Origin of the sequence: Paenibacillus sp. MDMC362 (assembly GCF_003269305.1) — a bacterium.
Classification (GTDB): Bacteria; Bacillota; Bacilli; order Paenibacillales; family Paenibacillaceae; genus Paenibacillus_AQ.
The window spans coordinates 13,912-34,418 of sequence record NZ_QLYT01000053.1 but is presented as its reverse complement, the minus strand read 5'-3'; the positions used below and the strand labels follow the sequence as shown (position 1 = coordinate 34,418).

The window sequence follows — 20,507 nt, the reverse complement described above, 5'->3', positions numbered from 1 at the left end:
ACGCCAGCTCCTTTCGGTTCTAGAATCGATTGCGGTTACGGTACAGCAAGTAGAGGAAGAACGGCGCGCCGATCGCGGCGGTGAATACGCCTGCCGGCACGTCGCGCGGCAGAAATGCCGTCCGTGCTACCAGGTCGGCGACAAGCAGTAGAATCGCTCCAATCAGGGCGCTGACTGGCAGTACGCTTCCGAAGTTGGGGCCCACCAGCCTGCGAGCCATGTGCGGTGCCATCAGACCGATGAAGGCGATGGCGCCGCCGATCGAGATGGCTGCTCCGGCCAGGGCGACGCTGAGTCCGATTAGGATCAGCCGCTGCTTCTGAACCTGGGCGCCTGTGCTGCTGGCAACGTCGTCTCCTAAGGCTTGAATGTTCACATTGCGGGCTTGCAGCCACGTAAGCGGTAGAAGTACGGCTACCCAAGGCAGCAGGGTCATAACGTCCTTATCCCAGGACATGCCGTAAATGCTGCCTGCCATAAAGGTTAGGGAGCGGTCGGCCAGCTGCAGCGGCCCGGATATGATCAGCATATAGGAGATCGATTTGATGGCAGCCGATACTCCAATCCCGATTAGGACGAGCCGCAGCGGCGATACGCCATTTTTCCAGGCGAGCACGTACAATAGACCGGTAATGAAAAAGGCACCAAGGATGGCGAATAGCGGCATCCAGTGGATCGATACGGTGCCCGTAAATATGAAGATGAAGAGAACCGCCCCAAGCGATGCTCCCTCCGTTATGCCGATGACATCGGGAGAGGCCAGGGGATTGCGGATGACGCCCTGCAGAATAGCCCCTGCCACCGCGAGAGCGGCGCCGATCAGCACGGCGATAATAATTCGAGGCAGCCTCAGCTGCATGACGATGACCTGCTCCATAGGCGGAGCATCGCCGAACAATGCCTTTATGACATGAAGCGGCGAAACAAACTGGCTTCCCGTCCCTGTGCTAATAATCATGGTGGTGACGCAAAGCACGAATAGGATCAGGCATACCCATAGTGTTCTTCTCTCCAGCATAAACGATACTTTCGCGTTCCTGGAGCGGAATATGCGGTGTTTACTCATTGTGCTCGTCTTCCTTTCCTGGCTATGTACACGAAGAACGGCACGCCGATGATTGCGGTCATCACGCCAACCGGGACTTCCTTCGGCATGGCAATATATCGGGAACCGAGATCGGCCGTCACCAGCAGAAGTGCGCCCAGCACCGCGCTGTAAGGCAGAATCCAGCGATAATCATTTCCTATTAAATACCGAACGATATGCGGGATGATGATTCCGACGAATGCGATGGGTCCAGCAGCGGCAACGGAACCTCCAGCCAGCAATATAACGGCCGCTGCCGCTAACAGCTTAATGAGGGCTGTTTTTTGCCCAAGGCTCTGCGCGATATCGTCACCCATGGAGAGGGCGTTCAGATGACGGCCCAGCAGGAGTGCAGCCAGCATGCCAACGGTCATGTACGGCCACACGGCTGCGAGTTGGTTCAAATCGCGTCCGGCTACCGAACCGACAAGCCATACCAGCACCTGGTCGAACATTTTGCCGTCGGAGAGCATCAATCCCTGCGTCAGGGAGTGGAAGAAGGCGGCTATGGAGGCACCCGCGAGGGTGATTTTTACCGGCGTCATGCCGTCCCTCCCGATGCTGCCCAGGAAAAATACGATACCCCCGCTGACCGCGGCTCCGATCAGCGCAACCCAGGTAAGGGATTGGAGTCCGCTTACGCCCAGCCAGCCTGCGGACATTATAATGAAAAAGGCGGCACCGGAGTTGACGCCCAGCGTGCTGGGCGATGCAATCGGATTGCGCGTGATGACTTGCATAAGGGCACCCGCAACAGCCAGGGATGCTCCTACAGCAAGCGCAATGAGCGCGCGGGGCAGTCTTGCCATGAGAATGATCAGATGCTCATTGCTCCCGTTGAAGTGAGTGAACGATTCCCATACCTGATGAAGAGGTATGTTCGTTACTCCAAATGCGATGCTGCCCATGACGGCAGCAGCCAGCGCCAATAGCGATATGAATAGTCCGAATACGCGCATATATGCTCACTTTCTTAAGTCCATGAATAATTAAGTTCATATGAATTTTAGGTGAAGGGACCCCATCTGTCAATGAGCTTGATAATCATTCTCATAAATATCTTGATATTTTTCATGAAACCCTTTATAGTTTTGAATCAGTGATTGATAATGATTTTCAAGTAGAGGGATATGACATAAGGGGGATTTAGATAGGAATGGGAAAAAAAGTGAAACATAAACCAACGAGAGGCCTCAAGTTTAGCTTGCTGGCTCTGATCATGATCGTGATTCTTGCCGGGTGCGGAGCAAGCCCGGCAAAAGAAAATGCAAACAATGCGGGCGGCGAGACAACGAATACCGCAGAGGGCAACAGCGGCGCTGCAGCCGGCGGCGAATCGTATGAAGTTACGCATGCCATGGGGACGGAAACGATCAAGGGAACGCCTCAAAAGGTTGTCGTCCTTACGAACGAAGGAACCGAGGCGCTTCTCGCATTGGGCGTGAAGCCTGTAGGTGCCGTTAGATCCTGGACAGGCGACCCTTGGTATCCGCATATTAAAGACCAGATGGAAGGCGTTACCGTTGTCGGGGAAGAGAGCCAGCCGAACATCGAGCTGATCGCCGGCCTGCAGCCGGACCTGATTATCGGCAACAAGATGCGTCAGGAGAAAGTATACGAGCAATTGAAGGCGATCGCGCCGACCGTTTTTGCCGAGGATCTTCGCGGCGAGTGGCAGAACAATTTTGAGCTGTATGCCAAAGCGCTGAACAAGGTATCCGAAGGCGAAGAGCTATTGGCTGCATACGACAAGCGGATTCAGGATTTCAAAGAGAAGGCCGGAAGCAAGCTGGACGAGACCGTCTCCGTGGTCCGTTTCATGGCTGGCAAGACGCGTGTATACCACACCAATACGTTCTCGGGCGTTATTTTCGATAAAATCGGCATCGCCCGCAACGATATGACCAAGAACGCCAAGGACGATTTCGTTGACGAGATCACGAAGGAGCGTTTACCTGAGGTAGAAGCCGACAGACTGTTCTACTTCACTTATGAAACCGGGGATGGCGGCGCCAACCAAACCGAGCAGGAATGGATCAACGATCCACTGTGGAATAACCTGAATGTCGTCAAGAACGGCCAGGCCCACAAAGTGGACGATGCCATCTGGAATACAGCAGGCGGCATCCTGGCAGCGAATCTGATGATTGACCAGCTTCAAGAATTCTACGGCATTCAGTAATGAATGCAGACGAATGCAGACGAATGCAGACGAATGCAGCAGGCTAGTATTATCGTATAGCGGATGATGCTAGGAAAAAGCATAAAGGAGGCATTCCAAAAGATCTTAGATCTTAAGGGATGCCTCCTTTTTTGTATCGCAGCGTGTCCAGCATGGCGCATAAGCAGTATCGCTGCGTGTGCAGCACCACCGCCTCACCGCTTATGTAGCTGCGTGCACACCACTCACCGGCACAGCTATGCCAGCTCCGTATTTTATACCGCTCCCCTGATCCGTTAACGGACACTAGTTCCCTTATTTGCCTGATTTACCTTCGATTCTTAAAACTAACGGACACAGGATCGCTTATCACCGCAATAAACTGCCTTTTTACGCCCATATTCTATGAATAACGTATCTGGTGTCCGTTAACTCTCGAAAATTACGCCTTTTCAGCTAAATAACGTATCCTCAGTCCGCTATGCCCTCTGAGCAGTCGCACCAAGCCAGCAGTAGCTCCAAGATTCAGTAGCATCAATACCAGCAGTCGCACCAATACCAGCAGTAGCACCAATACCAGTAGCACCAATACCAGCAGTAGCATCAATACCAGCAGTCGCACCAAGCCAGCAGTAGCACGAGGACCAGTAGTAGCCCCAATCCCAGCAGTCGCACCAAGCCCAGCAGTAGCCTCAACTATATACTCTGTGCTCCCCGGTTTCTACCTCTAAACCATAGCTACTCTGGGTTCCCCCCGGCCCCTACACCGATTATAATCCCAGCCATTCATGCATACCCCTTGGAATCGAACCACCCATGATGTTCTCCCTGAAATGACGCTCGATCTCACTTCACCTTGTTACGAAATCTTCACCACGATTTCCGCACCGGCAACATAGGTCATTGCCTTCATGTAATCCGGGTCCTGGGCGCGTCGTTCCATCTCCTCGGGCGTTAGGTCCTCCAATCGCGTCTGAATCCACCATAAGTTGCCGAACGGGTCCCGTACCCGTCCCACCCGGTCGCCGAAGAACAAACTCGTTGGCTCCGTCACCGAGACGGCTCCTGCGGCAAGCGCTTGCTGGTGGACGGCGTCGCAATCCTCAACATATAGACGGAGGTACGCCGGGCTATCCGGCCATTCCGGTTTCGCGTCAAACATCATGACGACGGCATCCCCGATTCGCACCTCGGCATGGCCGATGACACCATTGCCAACATAGACGCGGGCTAACTCTTCGGCTTGAAAAGCCTTCTCCAGGAATTCGATTAGCGCCGCGGAGTTTCTTGAGATAATCCATGGTGTTACGGAGGTGTAGCCATCCGGAATGGGTTTAACCGCTTTTGATGGGTTCGTCATAAATACGCTCCTTTTTATGCTTCATTTTAGTTTGTTTGCTCTTATGTACTCATTATGTTGGGGAATACATGACAACCGAGCGTCAGTGTTTCTGAAACAAGTGCCGGGTAGCCGGCGTTTTTTATTCGCGAAAGACCTCTGCCACGGTACAACATCATGATCAACCGGTCTCGGGAAGATTTCCGAAGTGGAGTTCCGTCCACGAACCGTTAACGTTTGACAGTATCTGCAAACCTATGTACAGTATTAGACAAAAGAATAGGAAGTCCACTAGGGGAGCCGTTAGCGGCTGAGACAAGAGCGTATCTTGGACCCTTTGAACCTGATCTAGTTCGTACTAGCGTAGGAAAGTGGAGCCTTCGAATATGAGGTCTTGGTGCGTTTTTTGGCGCACTCGGACTTGTTGACGAAGCCGCTCCAGTTTTCGGGGCGGCTTTTTAGCGTTGCCTGGAAAGTCGTGTCTTATGGACTTCCTGCTCTTCAATATGTTGGAGGTGGGGACAAAAATGAGTTTTTCGCAAGAGCTCCGTCAGCAGGCGGGAGGCATTTTTCAAGCAATCTTCGATCATCCCTTTGTAAAAGGCATTGCCGAGGGGAAACTGGCGCGGGAACAGCTGATCCACTATGTGAAGCAGGATTTTGAGTATTTGAACGCTTACATGCGGATTTACGGAATTGCCATATCCAAATCGACCAGCCGAGAAGAAATCGCGGCTTTTAACGAACAGATTTCATTCATCCTGCATAGCGAGGTGCATCCGCACCAGAATTTTTGCGCAGCCGCCGGGGTGACCTACGATGAGCTTCAAGGCTATCCGCTGGCTCCGTCCGCGCATCATTATATCCGTCATATGCTGACGGTGGCGCATGAGGGCAGTCTGGGCGAGATTATGGCCGTACTGCTGCCTTGCCCGTGGACCTACCTGGAGATTGGCCGCAAGCTCCTGGATGAAGTGAAGCCGGATGAATCCCATCCGTTCTACGACTGGATTTATTTCTACGGCAACCGGGGCGAAGACGCGACAGCCAAGTTCTGCAGCCGTGTCGATGAATGGGCGGAGCGTGCGACGGCAGCCGAGCGGGAACGGATGAAGGAGTATTTCATGCTGAGCTGCCAGCTGGAGTATATGTTTTGGGATATGGCTTATAAGCAGGAGGAATGGCCGGTGCCCCTGCAGGCCGCTGTGCTGTAAAGAGACGTAACAAGCTCATAAATTCCAATATAGATAAGAGAGGCTGATTCATATGCATACATGGGAAAAAGAAGTTTCGGCGCTTTTAACACAGGTACGGCAGACGAGCCCCCTCGTTCACAACATGACGAACGTGGTGGTTACGAATTTTACGGCGAACGGCTTGTACGCGCTGGGCGCGTCGCCGGTCATGGCTTACGCGCCGGAGGAAGTGGCGGATATGGCCGCCATCGCGGGCGCGCTCGTATTAAACATCGGCACGCTGAACCGCGAGCTGGTGGATGCGATGATTATAGCCGGACAATCGGCGAACGCACACGGCGTGCCTGTGCTGCTGGACCCGGTCGGCGCGGGAGCAACCCGTTTTCGGACGGAGTCGGCGCTGCGGATCCTAGGTGAGGTGAAGGTATCGCTCGTGCGCGGGAATGCGGCTGAAGTCGCTCACCTTGTCGGGGAGGCCCGCGAGATCAAAGGTGTAGACGCTGGCAATAGCGCAGGTGGCGATCATGCCGGGCTGGCCGTGCGGGCTGCATGCGAATTAGGCACGATCGTGGCGATTACCGGTGAAGAGGACGTGATTACCGATGGAAACGAGGTACGCCTCATTACCGGCGGGGATGCTCTCCTCACGAAGGTAACCGGCGCAGGGTGCCTGCTGACCTCGGTGCTGGGTGCCTTTGCAGCGGTAGAAGCAAACCTGCTGCTTGCCGGAACGGCGGGTCTGGCCTTCTACGGGGCCGCGGCGGCGAGAGCTGCGGAGCGAACGGCGGACCAGGGACCGGGAAGCTTCCAGATCGCTTTCCTGAATGAACTGGCAGAACTTCATCCTGGCTCGCTGGAGGGCTATGCCGCTGTCCGGAAAGCAGAAGCATCCGCTGCAGGTGGCGCACGATGAGCAAGTCTCACGTTCCTCGGGCACTGACGATTGCGGGGTCTGACAGCGGCGGCGGTGCCGGCATTCAGGCCGATCTGAAAACCTTCCAGGAGCTCGGCGTATATGGCATGTCTGCGATTACGGCGATCACGGTGCAGAATACATTGGGGGTTCACGGCGTATATCCCCTGCCCCCCGAAGCAGTAGCGGAGCAGATGGAAGCGGTAGGCTCGGACCTCGGAGTCGATGCATTGAAGACGGGCATGCTGTTCAATGCCGAGATCATTCGCCTGGCTGCTGACCGGATTCGGGCATTCGGCTGGGAGAAGGTCGTTGTGGATCCCGTGATGATCGCCAAGGGCGGTGCGGAGCTGCTGCAAAGCGAAGCGGTGCAGGCTTTAAGAGAGGATTTGCTGCCGCTGGCGTTGATTGCCACCCCCAATATACCGGAGGCCGAAGTATTGGCGGGGATACGTATCCGCACGATCGAAGATCGGAAAGAAGCAGCGAGACGCATTCATGGTCTGGGTCCCAGGATTGTTGTGATCAAAGGCGGGCATGACGAGGGTTTGCTTGGCAGCGGTGAAGATGCGGATCACGAAAGAGACAGAGGACCTGCTATCGTGGCGGATACGCAGCAGGAAGAGTTGCATCCGTCAGAAAGGACGTACGGTCAAACGAGAACTGCCAGCCATAACGGGGAGTTTAGTGAGGAACGCTCCCCCCTGATCAAGAATGATGACAGATTCGGTAATCCCGGCAGTACTCCGGTCATGGACCTCATATACGATGGTATCTCCTTTACAGAATTATATGGCCAACGAATTCGTACCGTTCATACGCATGGTACCGGCTGTACTTACTCTGCCGCTATTACTGCAGGCCTGGCCAAAGGTTTGAGCGCATTCGATGCGATTCAGAGCGGGCGCTTATTCATCCAGGCGGCCATTGAGGACGGCTTAAACCTGGGGCAGGGACACGGCCCAACGAATCATTGGGCGTATCGTCGCCGCCGTCAGGAGGTGCTGCGATGACGGGCAGAGTGACACCCGAGATGATGAGGCAGCATCTGCGGATGTACCTCGTACTTGGCAGCGTGAATTGCATCCTCGAGCCAAGCCGGGTCGTGCAGGATGCATTGGCCGGCGGCACGACCATGGTCCAGTTCCGCGAGAAGGGACAGGGCGCACTTGTTGGCGAGCCGATGATCCGGCTGGCTCGCCGGATCCAGGATCAGTGTCGCCAAGCGGGCGTCCCCTTCATCGTCAATGATGATGTGGAGCTGGCACTGAAGCTGAACGCCGACGGCGTGCACATCGGCCAGGACGATGAATCTGCGATTTCGGTACGTGAGCGGATCGGCAATCGGATTCTGGGCGTCTCGGCCCATACTGTTGAGGAAGCCAGGCGCGCCATTCTCCACGGTGCCGATTATCTAGGCATCGGGCCGATCTATCCGACCCGCTCGAAGGAGGATGCCAAGGCAGTGCAAGGCCCATCGATTCTCCGCGAGCTGCGCGAAGCCGGCATCCATCTGCCGATCGTTGGGATTGGCGGGATTACCGTGGAGCGCGTGGAGGAAGTGATTGGAGCGGGCGCGGATGGCGTCGCGGTGATATCCGCTGTGACGGGAGCGGAGTCGGCGCGAGAGGCTGTGGAGGCTTGTATAGGAAAGATACGCTGTGCAACCGAACGAATTTTTTAAAAAATGTAAGAGGATCATGATAAGGATCATGAACAAGAGTGTCGAATTTCTTCGGCACTCTTGTTTTGTTTGCGTCGGATTTTTAAATTACTGTATATGTTCAGCTTTTCCGCTAACATGCCATTCTTTGGGTCCATTCTCGTGTAACATACCAGATCAGATTGCCATAGCGACCCGGATATGATATACGTAGGACAATGTACCTGCTCCACGATGAGTGAGCTCTCCAAATAAGTTGAATAGGAGATCGGAATGAATAATAGGCAAAAAGAGATTTTTCGTAATTTGTTAACGGAACCGAACCGGCTGTGGCTCGTTCAGGATCTGGCGGATCAGACCGAGTGCTCGGAGAAGACGATCCGAAACGATCTGAAGGTGATTGAAGAATATATAGTTCAGCACTCCAGTGGCCATCTGGTGAAAAGGCCGGGACTTGGCGTCTATCTGGAGATCGGAGAAGCGGATCAGGCTGATTTATTCCACCGCCTGTACTCCAACGAGCGTACCGCCGAGGATGAATCCGATGAGGAAAGAGTGCTGCACCTGGCCTATCGGCTCTTGATGAACGCGAAGCCCGTAACCTTGCAGAACCTGGCTTCGCCGTTTTACGTGAACAAGGCGATTATCCGTCGGGATATGGAAAAGATTGAGGGCTGGCTGCGCAGCTTTGATCTGACCTTAATGACGAAACAGCGTGTAGGTTTCATGATTGAGGGCACGGAGAAGAACAAACGGATGGCGCTGGCGCGGTTGAACCAACTGATCAACCGTCCGGAGTTGACCGGACAGATGATGCGTAATCAGTATGAACCGCATGAGATTGCAACCGTATACAATGAGTTGAAGGCGTTGCAAAAGCAGCATCAGCTCCGCTTCACCGACGAAACCTTTGAGAGCTTGATGCTGCATATTCTGCTCATGGTCAAACGGACCAAGCTGGGACAGCCGATTTCGCTCTCCGAGCAGGACATGGCCTTTTTGGAGAACAAAGCGGAATTTGCATGGGCGACAGACTTTTTGAGGCAGCTCCAAAAGCTGTTCGCTGTGCCTTTTTCCAAGGAAGAAACCGCTTATCTAACCCTGCACCTGCTTGGCGGGAAGTTCCGATACACGCAGGAGGACGGAGGCGCTGGGCGGAGCGATCTGGCAGACAGCCACCCCCTGCTGCCCCAATTGGTTGAACAACTGATTCGGCGGATGTCGGAGCTGAATATGATCCCTTTTTCCAAGGACCAGGTGTTATTGAACGGGTTGAAAGTGCATTTGTACACGACCATGAACCGTCTTCATTATGGGCTGGCCGTGTCCAATCCGATGCTGGCTGAGATCAAAAAGATGTATCCCTATATGTTCGATCGGGTCATCATGGCACTGGAAGAGGTAGGGGGAGCGCTCCATCTGCACTTTCCCGAAGAGGAAGCCGCCTATTTGACGCTGCACTTTCAGGCGTCTGTGGAACGGCTTCACCAGAATGAAAGCCACCCGCAGAAGGTCATTATTGTGTGTCATATGGGCGTTGGGATGTCCCAATTGCTTCTCGCGAAGGTGGAACGGAGATTCCCGTCCGTGCATGTGGAGGCAACGATGTCGAGAGCGGAAGTGCAGGATTATCTGGCTGCTCATGAGGTGGATCTTGTCATTACGACCGTTGATCTGCCCGAGCTAAAATCACCACATATCCTCGTTTCACCTTTGCTTGAGGCCAGTGACGAGCGGAAGCTGGAGCAAGCGATCCGGCGGCTCGATGAGCCGGACAGCAGGACGGCTGAGGAATCGGTCTTTTTGAAATATACAACTCCTTTTCTCGTTTTTCCTCAGCAGGAGGTAAAGCGTCCAGAACAGTTAATCGCCAAGTTTGCGCAAATGCTGGAGGACAAAGGGTATGTCGAGGCAGGGTATACGGAAAGTGTGCTGGATCGTGAGCATATGTCTGCTACGACGATTGGGGGTGGCATTGCCATCCCTCATGGCAGCTCGGAGCGGGTTAAACAGTCCTGCATCGTTGTTGTTACTTTGAAGCAGCCGATTCCCTGGGGAACCGAGAAGGTAGAGCTTGTGTTCTTGCTTGCGGTTAAGCATGATGAGCGGAAAGAGATGCGGCAGCTGTTCAGAGAATTGTCGCTGATCAGTGAGCAGCCGGCTTTGGTCAGTGCGTTGACCAAGGAGACGGACGTGATGCGATTGCTGAGTACGTTGAAAGGGTAATATTAGTATTAGAAACTGTGATGATGAAGCAGGACGGTATACGTCCTGCTTTTCACATTTTTTTGGGGTCCTTACAACGTATTTGGAATAAGCATCGTAGCATAGGCTCCGCTTTGCGGGGATATTTTATTGCGAAATAAACCTGTTTTTCCGGAAGTTCCGGTAAAAAGTTCATCCGATAACAGCGTTTTCAGCGTGTACACTATAAATGTAAGCGGGAACATGACAGCAAAGGAGAATGACGATCATGAAAATATTAGCGATTACTTCATGTCCTAACGGAATTGCACATACGTATATGGCCGCTGAGAATCTGCAGAAGGCAGGTGCGAAGCTGGGCGTTGAGTTGAAGGTTGAGACCCAAGGCTCGATTGGCGTGGAGAATCAATTCACGGAGCAGGATATCCGTGAAGCCGATGGTATTATTATCGCCGCGGATAAGACGGTGGTGAAGGACCGGTTTGTCGGTAAAAAACTGCTTGTCGTTGGCGTGCAGGATGGTATCCGTCGTCCAGAAGAGCTGATCCAACGGATGATGAAAGGGGATGTGCCTATCTATCAGGCACAGTCCAAGTCAGCTGAAGATATAACAGGAGAGAACAAACCTAAACAAAATCCGATCTACCGTCACTTGATGAACGGCGTATCCTACATGGTGCCGTTTATCGTGATCGGTGGTCTGCTCATCGCCATCGCACTTACGATGGGCGGCGTGAAAACGCCGGGTGGGCTGGTTATACCGGAAGGTTCGATCTGGAAAACGATTGAGAGTATCGGCGCGGCTGCGTTTACCTTCATGGTTCCGATCCTTGCCGGTTTTATCGCCATGAGTATTGCGGACAGGCCGGGTCTTGCACCAGGTATGGTCGGCGGGTTCATTGCTGCCAACGGCAGCTTTTATGGAAGTGAAGCGGGAGCTGGATTCATCGGGGGGATTATTGCCGGTTTCCTGGCGGGTTATGTTGCACTTGCTATTAAAAGGATCAAGGTTCCTCGGTCGTTGCAGCCGATTATGCCCATTATCGTTATCCCGGTACTGGCTTCACTAGTTGTAGGGTTAATCTTCGTCTTTGTGATTGGTGCTCCGGTTGCGGATCTGTTTGAAGCGTTAACCGTCTGGCTAGCAGGAATGCAGGGCACAAGTTCGATTCTGCTCGCGCTTATTCTGGGCGCGATGATTTCTTTTGACATGGGGGGTCCCGTGAATAAGGTAGCGTTCCTGTTCGGTTCGGCCATGATCGGTGAAGGAAATTATGAGATTATGGGCCAGATTGCCGTTGCCATCTGTGTTCCTCCGATTGCAATGGGACTGGCAGCAATGATAAACAAAAGAAAGTTTACACCTTCGGAACGTGAAGCCGGAAAGGCAACATTTACGATGGGACTGTTCGGTATTACCGAAGGAGCGATTCCATTCGCGGCGCAAGATCCTCTACGCGTCATTCCGAGTATCATGGTCGGTTCCATGACGGGTTCGGTGATTGCCATGTTTGGCAGTGTCGGTGACAGCGTAGCCCATGGCGGTCCGATTGTAGCCGTGCTCGGTGCCGTTGATCATGTGTTGATGTTCTTCCTCGCTGTTATTGTCGGCGCAGCCGTATCGGTTATCATGGTGAGCCTGCTCAAGAAAGACGTTTCGGCTGTGACTTCGGCAGTTGTAGGAGCAGAGGCGATAGAGGATCCTGCCGAAGCAGGTGAGGCGTCCGTAGTAAATGTGGATGCACCTGCACCCTTGGCTGCGGACTCAGCCGAAGCGACTCCAACCGTAATGAATAACGGCACAGCAACGGAAGTTTCTGCTATCCGCGTTGAGAAATTGACGGATATTGTTACACCGGATCTCATTAACCTGAATCTGGTCGGAACGACACAGGATGCGGTTATCGACGAAATGATCGGCACATTGGAGCGAAATGGGGCGGTAAGAGCTGACGGAGATTTTAAACAGGCCATATTAGCCCGGGAACAAGAAAGCTCCACAGGCATCGGCATGAATATTGCGATTCCTCACGGTAAATCGGATGCTGTCCTGAAACCAAGCGTGGTTTTTGGTATCCAGCAGGATGGTGTGGACTGGAAGAGTCTTGACGGCAGCGAAGCCAAACTGATCTTTATGATTGCGGTGCCGCGTAATAGCAAACAGAATGCGCATTTAAAAGTGCTGCAAATGTTGTCCCGCAAGCTGATGGACGATGATTTCAGAGAAGCGCTCTTGGCGGTTAAAACCAAGGAAGAGGCCTATCAATTGCTCAATCAGGTGCATTAATTCAAGACGCTAAAGTGACTTCACCTAGCCATTGGTTGGGTGGGCAAAAGTAGCCAAGGAGCTTGGCTTGTCGCAGAAGGATAGTGGCTGATCTATTGGAGATAATCCTGCCGTTATCTCATCATATTAGGGTTTTATGAAGCCATTCCAATGAAGCCAGCCCCGCACAGAAATGAGCGGGGCTGGCTTCAATTTTGCGCATGCTTGAACCGGAGTAGGCATTTCGCGTTTCCATGCATTTGGTACTCATATCTGTATATTTGTCATCTTTTCTATTATGGGCATGCTTTGCTGTCATATTTTGCATAATGACAATGATATCCAGAATATGATAAAGTTTGTTCATTCCGTGTCGAATGGATTTTTGTCCGTGTAGAGTGGACAATAAACGAAAATAACATCTGTGGGTGATAACAGCATGAACATGAAAAAACTTGGCTTACTTCCGAAAATTCTTATAGCCATTTTGCTCGGCATTGCGATCGGATCGTTCTCACCGGAATGGCTGGTTGCCGGATTAGCTACCTTTAGCGGGTTATTTGGAAACTTTCTTGGGTTTGCCATACCTTTAATTATCATCGGATTCATTGCTCCCGGGATCGGGGAGCTGGGAAGAGGAGCCGGTCGCCTGCTGGGCGTAACCACGGGCCTAGCTTATCTCTCCACCATAATCGCGGGACTGCTGGCGTTCTTGGCAGCGACGCTATTGTATCCGTATATATTGGAGATTGGCGGTCTGGTTAATTCCTACACCAATCCGGAAGAGGCGCTGCTGGAACCCTTTTTTAAAGTTGACATGCCGCCTGTATTCGGGGTGATGACTGCCCTGCTCCTTGCCTTTACGCTGGGGCTCGGAGCGGCTGTAATCAAGGGGCGAGCCTTGCAGAAGGTCATGGTTGATTTCCGCGAGATTGTTGAGAAGCTGATTGCCTCGATCATCATTCCGCTGCTGCCGTATCATATCCTCTGCGTGTTTGCTAACTTAACCTATGGCGGGCAAGTGACCATGATCCTGTCGGTATTCGCCAAAGTATTCATTATGATCATTGTCCTGCATGTGCTGTTCCTGATCATACAATACTTGGTTGCTGGTCAAGTCGCGCATAAGAATCCGTTTGCCATGCTGAAGAATATGCTGCCCGCTTATTTTACGGCGATAGGTACGCAGTCTTCTGCCGCTGCCATCCCGGTTACGCTGCGCCAAACCAAGCTGAACGGAGTCAGTGGGAAGGTCGCTGATTTTGTCATCCCTCTATGCGCAACTATACATCTATCCGGCAGCACGATTACGCTGGTAAGCTGCTCGATGGCCGTCATGCTGCTGACAGGGATGCCGACATCCCTTGGCATGATGTTCCCTTTCATTCTGATGCTGGGCATTACGATGGTTGCTGCTCCCGGAGTTCCCGGAGGCGCCGTCATGGCGGCACTCGGCTTGTTGGAGTCCATGCTGGGCTTCGATACGACGCTAACGTCGCTCATGATCGCCCTCTATATTGCGCAAGACAGCTTCGGAACGGCTTGTAATGTAACCGGAGATGGAGCTATCGCCGTGATTACGGACCGCGTGAGCAAATCTGAGCCTGCGTGAATAACGTGAGCACAGATTACTACTTTGCATCGCGAATGATCAGAATCCAGCACCCTATATGAGTTCAGGAGAAGCCAGCCCATTACCCAAGAGATGGGCTGGCTTCTTATTGATTATTTTTGTACGATCGTACTAAAATATAATCATGAATACTAAAAATAAAACGGATGACCAAAAGGAAATGTCGTTTATTGAGAAGGCTCGCCGTGCGCAGATCGTGGCATGCGCGATCGAAACCATTGCCGAGGTCGGTTATGCCCAAGCTTCGATAGGTCAAATCGCCAAGCGTGCCAACGTTAGCAAAGGGGTGATTTCCTATCATTTTGCGGGTAAAGAGGAGCTCCTGGAGCAGGTCGTGACGGAGTATTATATCGCCTATGAGTCCTTCATGCAGCCGATTCTGCGTAGCGAAGCTTCTCCGAGAAACAGGCTCAAGAAGTATATTGAAGCGAATTTGGAATTTATCGCGGAGCATCGGAAGATGGTTTTTGCCGTTGTGGAAATCGTGACGGGCATGAGGACGAAGGAGGGAAAACCTCGTTTTTCGGCGGATACGGATGAAGGTGTGTTTCAACCGATCGAGGCGATTCTGCATGCAGGGGCGAAAGAAGGAACCTTTCGAGAATTCACCCCGTTATCCTCCCGAGTCATGGCGCTCGCTATCCGGCACGCCATCGATGGATTCAGCCTGGAATTGATGAGAAACCCCGATCTTCACGTAAAGGCTTATGTGCAGGAGCTGATTACGATCTTTGATCACGCCACGCGCAAATAAGAACGCTCCCAAGGAGGTGAAAGCATATTGATTTATTATGAGGTGGAATGCTTTTGCTGCAAGAAGACATTTCGTCTGTACGAAGGAAGCGTAGGATATAAAAATTTCAAGGAAAACCAGAAAGGGAAATATTCCTGCGAGTCATGCAATCACAGCGTACGGCTGGAGGCGATTTTTAATCTCCTTAGGAAATAAGAAGGCATTTCGATGAGATAGAGTGGCCTTCCGGAGTATTGGACTTAAGAGCAGTAAATGGCGATTATCAAGTTTGGATAGCAGGTCTTAATAATCACAAACCTGTGACGAAGCATAATCCAATTGAGGTTTTAAGGAAGATTGGGGAGCTGGCTCCAGGATCTTATGGTGTTCTGTATATAAGAGATGATAAAGCAGCTAAGGTATTGGATATTATAAATCCAAATACGTGATTACCTGCACAAACGCCTCAGCAATTTACGGATATATTGCAGAAGCTGCAGCCATCGTTGTTTTTATAGGGTAGTACGATGCGCAAACACATTCACAATCGAATGTGTTTTTTATTTTTATAAATATGGTTGCAACTCTAGCTTATTTACATTTTTTGCGGAATATTTACTCTAGGAGAATATTACCCTAATATTTCCGGTTTACTATAAAATAGAAACTTATATCGTTTTGCGGACCATATTCTGAAAATGACGATAGCTAGGAGGAATCATAGTGAAGAAGCTACTACCAAGTATTATGGCAGCATCTATTGTATTCAATGCAGGTGCTTTTTCAGGATCAGCTCATGCAAAACTGGATGAACACCTATTCTCCAAAGATCCAGGTCTTACTTTTGATGTCATCAGTGACATTCAAGGGGATTACAATGACTTTAAGCATGTACTTAACGATATGAAACAGGTAAACCCTGCTTCAAAAGCATTAATCGTGAACGGTGATATTACGGACCGAGGTTGGGATTTTGAATATCAAGCCGTACAGCAGGTGTTAGATCATAATCCTCATCCAGAACATGTGTGGTACAGCATAGGAAATCATGAGTTTTATAAACCGAAATGGGCAACACCGAACAAATTAGCGCAAAACACGTGGCCGAATCATACGCCGGAATCCGAAATGCTCCAAAATTTTTACAACTTTACTGGCGAGGAGAAAGTCTACCATAAAAAAGAGCTAGACGGATATCCGTTCCTTTTCTTAGGAACCGAAAAATATATGCACTATCATGATGAGTCTTTGTGGGATGAGGTTTATCTTAGCGATGAGCAGCTTGATTGGTTAAAGCAGAATCTTGAGGAATATTCCAAGAACGATCCAAATAAACCGATCTTCCTCTTTAGTCATCATATCCTCAAGGACAGTATTTCAGGCTCTAATCAATCGCCGTATACAGGTGATTACTTAGACCAGGCTAAATTAGAAGCGATCTTAAAGGATTACCCGCAAGTTATTCTTTTTACAAGCCACAGTCACTGGGATCTGAATCTTCCGGATTGGGCAGGTAAAAAGGTAGTAGAAGGTGGAGATCAACGTGGTTTTACTGTTGTGAATACAGCTGGGATTCAAGCGGGCTGGGCATCGGCAGGGCCTAATGGTGGTGAAGTGTCGACGGGCAATGATTTTAAACAGGGACTTCAGGTTGAAGTGAACGGAAATGATGTAAAGATCAAAGCGTATGATTATAAAACAGATAAAGTCATTAAAGAGCTGGGTGTGCATCATGGTACGGTTGCTCAATTACCACCTCATGTTAAAGCCGATGATGAAAAAAATGAACTCATTGGTGCTACCCAATACATGGAATACTCTGTGAATGGGAATGGGAATGGTCGCTGGGTTGACTATGATCCTAAGAACCCTCCGAAATTTGAAGGAAACCAAAATGTATTCGTTCGCCATAAAGGTGAAATGAACCTGGAAGATGGTCTATCTAAAAAGGTGACTTTCAAAAAATAATGTTTGAATAGAACGATGTTTAATATTGGTGGCCTGTTAAACGCCAAAACTCAGGGCACCCATGTGGGTGCCCGAAGTGATCATATTACGAAAGTGCTGTCTTCAATTATTTTTTGTGTTTGAACCCCGCTTACCCACTCGAAGACCCAAACAGTCGCTAAGCCCTCTGAACGATTTTTTTGTCCTCGATTACATATACGGTATCGGCTACACTCTCTATCAAACGAACATCGTGCGAGATGAAAATGATCGTTCCAGCATAGCTCTTCATCAATTGTTCCAGCGCTTCCACTGCAGGGAGATCCAGAAAATTGCTGGGTTCATCCATCAGCAAGATGTTATATCTCCCTAACAACAGTTTGGCAAGCTGCAATTTCATGAGTTCTCCGCCGCTTAAAACGGATAAATCCTTGCGAACATCTTGCTGAGAAAATCCCATGGATGCCAAGACAGCGCGAATTTCCGATACCTCATAATCACAGTTTTCTAACATGAACTCCATAACACCCTGATCACGGTCCAACTTGTAACCCGTTTGCGCAAAATAGCCGATTTCCGCTTTAGGCGATACGGAAATGCCATTCTCACGGTGGAGTATCATCTTGAAGAGCGTCGTTTTACCTGATCCATTCGCGCCGGTGATCACGATCTTGGCACCTAATGGAAACTGGAAGGAGGCCTTCTCGAATATCTCCTTGCCTTCAAACTGTTTGCAAATGTCATTCCCGGTGATTGGAAACGGATGATGAAGCTCTAAAGCTTTGCTTTGCCGAAAACGGATGGATCGCATGGCTTCAGGAGGTTTCACATCACCTAGCGCTTCGATTCGGTGCTCCATATGTTTAGCGGCATTATGGAGCTTTTTTTGTTTGCTGCCCGTTGATTTTTGATGAGCCAGGCGGCCGCCGCTATCGGAGCTGTTTTTTCGCGATGCGCCCTTGGCCTTTTGATCCACCTTCCGAGCTTGATTGTGCTTTTCAGTAATGGCTTTCTCCAGCCGTTCCCGTTCAGCAGTAAACTGCTTATATTTTGCAGCCTGGCTATGCCGTTCCTCTTCTTTCTGGCGCAGGTAATCGGAATATCCGCCCCAGTACTCCGTGATTTTCCCCACATTCAACTCCCAGATCTTATCGACGACTTGGTCAAGGAAATAACGGTCGTGACTGATGATGAGTAATGCGCCCGAATAATATTTAAGCTGGTGGATCAAAAAGTCTATGCCATCCCGATCCAGGTGGCACGTCGGTTCATCGGCAAAGATTCCGTGCACCTTACCGGACAGGGCCTGTGCTATTTTGAGGCGTGTTTCTTCACCGCCGCTCATATTCTCCGCTTCGCAGCTTTCAATTCCCAGCTTGCCGATTAAGGCGTAGTCCTTGATCTCTTGGACCATGACATCATCCAATTGGGGAATGTAACTGAAGTTTCCCGCCCGCATCACTTTACCATGGAATAAAGGGATTGCTCCGAGCAGCACTTTTAATAAGGTGCTTTTTCCTGCTCCGTTCGCGCCAACCAGACCGATGCGGTCATAGTCGTAAAGCTCCAGTTCGTCAATGTCCAGAACATCGCGCCCCGAATACTCCACCAAAATATCTTTTGCTTTTATCAATAATTCCATCATTATTGCCTCCTTCTTAAATCGCAGTTTTCTGTTCGCAGGATCGCCTGCGATTGAAGAGGAGAGGTCTAAATAAAGAAGTACCAATGCATGGATCTCATAGACTTTGCTCCTTATATATTTTATTTGTCCAAATTTCGGATAGAGGGAAGCAGCACGCATAGAACTGCAATTCCTATGATGCATATCCCTGATAACATAAACCAGGTATGAATTCCAATTCGATCTGCCAATATACCCGACACGATTAATCCGATCGGCATGGCGAAGGACATCATGCTGCCCAATAAGCCGAATACACGCCCTAAATACTCAGGTTGAATTTTCTCTTGGATCAGAGCCATCTGTACACCATTGTAAAAAGGGCTTGAAAAGCCCATCAACGCACTGCACAGAACGAAGATCAGGAAGCCGTGGATCGGCAGCAGGCCGGATATGAACAAAGCAGTTCCCATCAACGATATGGAAAAAATGATGCTCATTGCTCGGTTCTTGAAGCCGCCCCACACACTAAGCAACAAGCTGCCAATCAACATTCCAGCGGCAAAGACGATTTCTACAATCGAAGCGTGGGTTGCCGTCCCGCCAAAATAACTCATGCTCATTAAGGGAAACAATGCGTTGATTGGCATGAAGACAAACATATATAGCGCGCCAATCCATAGCAATGAAAATAACCCCTTAGATTCCCGGAAAATACGAAATCCTTCTTTTGCTTCCTCGAAAAACTTCCCTTTCACATCTTCGACCAGCCTAACTTGCTTCGGAATAGCAATCATCGCCACAGTGGTGCTGGCAATCAATGCACCCAATACATCCATGGCAATAATGGCGTTTAATTCCCATGTTGCATATAGGAAAGCTCCAATAGCTGGGCTCAGAATATAACTTACAGATTGTACCGATTGGCTGTACCCAGCGCATTTCGTTAATTGATTTTCCGGTACCAGCAAAGGCGTTACGGCACTCAAAGCAGGCGTGTGAAAAGCCGTTCCGATACTGCGGACAAACAATACGATCATCACGACCCATACCGGCAGTTCGATGAAGAGTCCGACCATGGCCAAGGCAGCACCAGCGGCTGCAACCATAAGGTCTGCACCGATCATAACCATTTTTCGATTCCAACGGTCAACCAAAACACCGATCATGGTTCCCAAAACGGCCTGAGGTAAAAAACCAACCATGGTCGCCATGGAGAGCACCATAGCTGATCCTGTAGTCTCGGTTAGGTGCCAAATGATGGCCATTTGAAGGACGGCGCTCGTAATTAGTGAAACCGCCTGGCCTGCCCATATCGTAAAGAAATTTCGCTTCCAATTTTGCTGCATCATATCTATACTCCCCTGTATTTTTTATTGTCCGGCTGTTTTTTGGCAATAAAAAATACAGATCCGAGTCCACAACGGGGCTTAAATCTGCATGGATAATGAGAGAAGATGGCGATATAAAGGCATAGCAAAAAAACTATCCGGATCGCAATCTATGTCTACATACGCAGGAAATAAGCAGCACAAAAAAAGCCCACACTTGTGGTTGGAAAATCCGCTTTTTTATTGCCAGCTTATCGTATGCGCATGGAATGTAACATAGATAACGAGCCTCCTCATAAATGATACGTTGAATGATAACATTGGCTGCTATGCGTGTCAATAAATTAGAGTGCAGTCCACCCCAACTCAAAAAAACATACAGGTTTGCGTGTCCCTTTTACCCGCGGAA

Annotated in this window: 16 protein-coding genes and 1 riboswitch; of the genes, 11 read left to right on the top strand and 5 right to left on the bottom strand. The window is 50.4% G+C overall.

What is annotated here, in order from left to right; genetic code table 11:
* Positions 1 to 19: 19 nt before the first annotated feature.
* Positions 20 to 1,066 (bottom strand): FecCD family ABC transporter permease, encoded by a 1,047-nt coding sequence (locus DP091_RS24555; RefSeq protein ID WP_113060719.1) that lies wholly within the window; start codon positions 1,064 to 1,066, stop codon positions 20 to 22.
* A complete protein-coding gene (locus DP091_RS24550) occupies positions 1,063 to 2,046 on the bottom strand; it encodes a FecCD family ABC transporter permease (RefSeq protein WP_113060718.1) in 984 nt (327 codons plus the stop codon). The genes DP091_RS24555 and DP091_RS24550 overlap by 4 nt, the downstream gene beginning before the upstream one ends.
* A gap of 197 nt (positions 2,047 to 2,243) precedes the next feature.
* On the opposite strand from DP091_RS24550, the gene DP091_RS24545 reads away from it, so the two are divergent.
* Positions 2,244 to 3,269: an ABC transporter substrate-binding protein gene (locus DP091_RS24545; protein WP_113060717.1), complete on the top strand. Its 1,026-nt coding sequence runs from the start codon at positions 2,244 to 2,246 to the stop codon at positions 3,267 to 3,269.
* An 838-nt stretch (positions 3,270 to 4,107) separates the two neighbouring features.
* Here DP091_RS24545 and DP091_RS24540 read toward each other — a convergent pair.
* On the bottom strand, positions 4,108 to 4,608 hold the full coding sequence (locus DP091_RS24540) for a VOC family protein (protein ID WP_113060716.1): 501 nt from the start codon (positions 4,606 to 4,608) through the stop codon (positions 4,108 to 4,110).
* 262 nt (positions 4,609 to 4,870) lie between these two features.
* Positions 4,871 to 4,974, top strand: a riboswitch (TPP riboswitch).
* 140 nt (positions 4,975 to 5,114) lie between these two features.
* Between DP091_RS24540 and tenA the strand changes: the two genes are divergently transcribed.
* From tenA to DP091_RS24490, 10 genes are all read left to right on the top strand, one after another.
* On the top strand, positions 5,115 to 5,801 hold the full coding sequence (tenA, locus tag DP091_RS24535) for a thiaminase II (RefSeq protein WP_113060715.1): 687 nt from the start codon (positions 5,115 to 5,117) through the stop codon (positions 5,799 to 5,801).
* Between the two features lie 52 nt (positions 5,802 to 5,853).
* Positions 5,854 to 6,696, top strand: a complete 843-nt coding sequence (gene thiM, locus DP091_RS24530; protein ID WP_113060714.1) for a hydroxyethylthiazole kinase — start codon at positions 5,854 to 5,856, stop codon at positions 6,694 to 6,696.
* Positions 6,693 to 7,709 carry a bifunctional hydroxymethylpyrimidine kinase/phosphomethylpyrimidine kinase gene (gene thiD / locus DP091_RS24525; protein WP_113060713.1) on the top strand — a complete coding sequence of 339 codons (1,017 nt, stop codon included), beginning with the start codon at positions 6,693 to 6,695 and terminating at the stop codon, positions 7,707 to 7,709. The genes thiM and thiD overlap by 4 nt, the downstream gene beginning before the upstream one ends.
* Entirely contained in the window at positions 7,706 to 8,380 is a 675-nt protein-coding gene (gene thiE / locus DP091_RS24520; RefSeq protein ID WP_113060712.1) for a thiamine phosphate synthase, read from the top strand. The genes thiD and thiE overlap by 4 nt, the downstream gene beginning before the upstream one ends.
* 252 nt (positions 8,381 to 8,632) lie before the next feature.
* Positions 8,633 to 10,585, top strand: a complete 1,953-nt coding sequence (locus DP091_RS24515; RefSeq protein WP_113060711.1) for a BglG family transcription antiterminator — start codon at positions 8,633 to 8,635, stop codon at positions 10,583 to 10,585.
* 247 nt (positions 10,586 to 10,832) lie between these two features.
* Complete coding sequence (locus DP091_RS24510) at positions 10,833 to 12,851, top strand: fructose-specific PTS transporter subunit EIIC (protein ID WP_113060710.1); 2,019 nt, start codon at positions 10,833 to 10,835, stop codon at positions 12,849 to 12,851.
* A 424-nt stretch (positions 12,852 to 13,275) separates the two neighbouring features.
* A complete protein-coding gene (locus DP091_RS24505) occupies positions 13,276 to 14,442 on the top strand; it encodes a dicarboxylate/amino acid:cation symporter (protein WP_113060796.1) in 1,167 nt (388 codons plus the stop codon).
* Positions 14,443 to 14,587: 145 nt separating this feature from the next.
* Complete coding sequence (locus DP091_RS24500; RefSeq protein WP_113060709.1) at positions 14,588 to 15,217, top strand: TetR/AcrR family transcriptional regulator; 630 nt, start codon at positions 14,588 to 14,590, stop codon at positions 15,215 to 15,217.
* A 233-nt stretch (positions 15,218 to 15,450) separates the two neighbouring features.
* Positions 15,451 to 15,645, top strand: coding sequence for an immunity 7 family protein (locus tag DP091_RS24495; RefSeq protein ID WP_258394675.1), 195 nt, complete (start codon positions 15,451 to 15,453; stop codon positions 15,643 to 15,645).
* A 274-nt stretch (positions 15,646 to 15,919) separates the two neighbouring features.
* Positions 15,920 to 17,164: a DUF4073 domain-containing protein gene (locus tag DP091_RS24490; RefSeq protein WP_113060707.1), complete on the top strand. Its 1,245-nt coding sequence runs from the start codon at positions 15,920 to 15,922 to the stop codon at positions 17,162 to 17,164.
* Between the two features lie 157 nt (positions 17,165 to 17,321).
* On the opposite strand, the gene DP091_RS24485 is transcribed toward DP091_RS24490, so the two are convergent.
* Both DP091_RS24485 and DP091_RS24480 read right to left on the bottom strand, forming a co-directional pair.
* On the bottom strand, positions 17,322 to 18,785 hold the full coding sequence (locus tag DP091_RS24485; protein ID WP_113060706.1) for an Msr family ABC-F type ribosomal protection protein: 1,464 nt from the start codon (positions 18,783 to 18,785) through the stop codon (positions 17,322 to 17,324).
* A 122-nt stretch (positions 18,786 to 18,907) separates the two neighbouring features.
* Positions 18,908 to 20,119, bottom strand: coding sequence for an MFS transporter (locus tag DP091_RS24480; protein WP_373456949.1), 1,212 nt, complete (start codon positions 20,117 to 20,119; stop codon positions 18,908 to 18,910).
* Between the last annotated feature and the right edge of the window lie 388 nt (positions 20,120 to 20,507).